The following is a 2,320-nucleotide window of genomic DNA, read 5'->3' as shown; positions in this document are numbered from 1 at the left end:
CGGGCCTTGTCACGCTCCTTGAGCAGGAACGGAACGGGGCAGCGCTTGCACTGGGGCTTCGACCGGCAGCACTTCTTCTTGAGCTTCTTACCCACTGGTTGAACTCCACTCCGCCACGTCCTGCCAGAGTAGGTGAGGCTCACTTCACTGGCACTCTTGTGTGGTAATGGCGACGCAGCCGGTAGTATCAGCAACGGCCCTGCGCATCGAAGTGTCCGGCGCGAGCCCCTCCAACGCCTTCGAAGCTCTAGGAGTTCTGCGTGCCCACGGCCACCGCGTCTGCCCTTCAGACGCGCACTGACCTGCGAAATGTTGCGATCGTCGCGCACGTCGACCACGGCAAGACCACCCTGGTCGACGCCATGCTGCGCCAGTCCGGCGCCTTCTCCGCGCGTGCCGAGCTCGTCGACCGGGTCATGGACTCCGGCGAGCTCGAGCGTGAGAAGGGCATCACGATCCTCGCCAAGAACACGGCGGTGCGCCGCCACACGCCGGACGGCGACGTGATCATCAACGTCGTCGACACCCCCGGCCACGCCGACTTCGGCGGTGAGGTCGAGCGCGCCCTGTCCATGGTCGACGGCGTCGTCCTGCTCGTCGACGCGTCCGAGGGCCCGCTGCCCCAGACGCGCTTCGTCCTGCGCAAGACCCTGGCCGCCGGTCTGCCGGTGATCCTGCTGGTCAACAAGGTCGACCGCCCCGACGCCCGGATCTCCGAGGTCGTCGAAGAGGCCCACGACCTGCTGCTCGACCTGGCCACCGAGGTGGGCGCCGACGAGTCCGTGCTGGACCTGCCGGTCGTCTACGCCTCGGCCCGCGCCGGTCGCGCGTCGCTGACCCAGCCCGAGGACGGCGGCCTGCCGGACGAGGAGAACCTGGACACCCTGTTCCAGGTGCTGCTCGACCACATCCCCGCCCCGCACGTCGACGTCGACGGCCCGCTCCAGGCGCTCGTCACCAACCTCGACGCCTCCACGTTCCTCGGCCGCATCGCGCTCTGCCGCATCCACCAGGGCACGATGCGCAAGGGCGAGACCGTGGCGTGGTGCCGCGAGGACGGCGAGCCCGTCAAGGTCCGCATCACCGAGCTCCTCATCACCGAGGCGCTGGACCGCGTCCCCGCCGAGTCCGCACGGGCGGGCGACCTGGTCGCCATCGCCGGCATCGCGGACATCACCATCGGCGACACGCTGGCCGACGCCGAGGCCCCCGAGGCGCTGCCCCGCATCACCGTCGACCAGCCGGCCATCTCGATGACCGTCGGTGTGAACACCTCGCCCCTGGCCGGCCGCAACGGTGGCACCAAGCTCACCGCCCGCGTCCTCAAGGCCCGTCTCGACGCCGAGCTCGTCGGCAACGTGTCGGTGAAGGTCCTGCCGACCGAGCGCCCGGACACCTGGGAGGTGCAGGGCCGCGGTGAGCTGGCGCTGGCCATCCTGGTCGAGCAGATGCGCCGAGAGGGCTTCGAGCTGACCGTGGGCAAGCCCCAGGTCGTCACGCACACGGTCGACGGCAAGGTCCACGAGCCGTTCGAGCGCCTGTCCGTCGACTGCCCCGAGGAGCACCTCGGCGCCGTCACGCAGCTCCTCGCGAACCGCAAGGGCCGCATGGAGAACATGTCGGGCCACGGCACCGGCCGCATCAAGCTCGACTACGTGGTCCCGTCGCGAGGCCTGATCGGCTTCCGCACGGAGTTCCTCACCGAGACCCGCGGCACCGGCATCGCCAACGCCGTCTCCGAGGGCTACGGCCCGTGGGCGGGCGAGATCCGCACCCGCCACAACGGCTCCCTGGTCGCCGACCGCACCGGCTCCATCACCGCCTACGCGATGATCCAGCTGGCCGACCGCGGCACGTTCTTCGTGGAGCCGGGCGCCGACGCCTACGAGGGCATGGTCGTGGGCGAGAACCCGCGCGCCGAGGACCTCGACGTCAACATCACCCGCGAGAAGAAGCTCACGAACATGCGCTCCTCCACGGCCGACGTGATGGAGACCCTGGCCCGCCCCCGCAAGCTCTCCCTCGAGGAGGCGCTGGAGTTCTGCGCCTCCGACGAGTGCGTGGAGGTGGCCCCGGACGTCATCCGCGTCCGCAAGGTGACCCTGGACGCCAACCTGCGGGGCCGCGAGCGCTCGCGCATGAAGCAGCGCGGCTGACACCACGCACCGCCTGACAGGGCGGCCGGGCCAACGGCCCGGCCGCCCTTCGTCGTCTCCGGGGCGCGACGCGGTCAGGCCAAGGCCACGGCGCGGTACGGGCATGTCAGTTGCGCGGCGAAGCCAGCGCCCAAGCGATGCCGAAGGCGAGCCGTCTTTTCCTT

1 protein-coding gene is annotated in these 2,320 nt (G+C 70.3%); it reads left to right on the top strand.

Annotated features, from left to right (window positions below; all coding sequences use genetic code 11):
- Positions 1-260 precede the first annotated feature (260 nt).
- Positions 261-2,156: a translational GTPase TypA gene (gene typA / locus VF330_RS34945; protein ID WP_330856006.1), complete on the top strand. Its 1,896-nt coding sequence runs from the start codon at positions 261-263 to the stop codon at positions 2,154-2,156.
- The last annotated feature ends 164 nt before the right edge of the window (positions 2,157-2,320 follow it).

Origin of the sequence: Lentzea sp. (assembly GCF_036380075.1) — a bacterium.
GTDB lineage: Bacteria > Actinomycetota > Actinomycetes > Mycobacteriales > Pseudonocardiaceae > Lentzea.
This window is presented reverse-complemented; position numbering and strand designations above follow the sequence as displayed.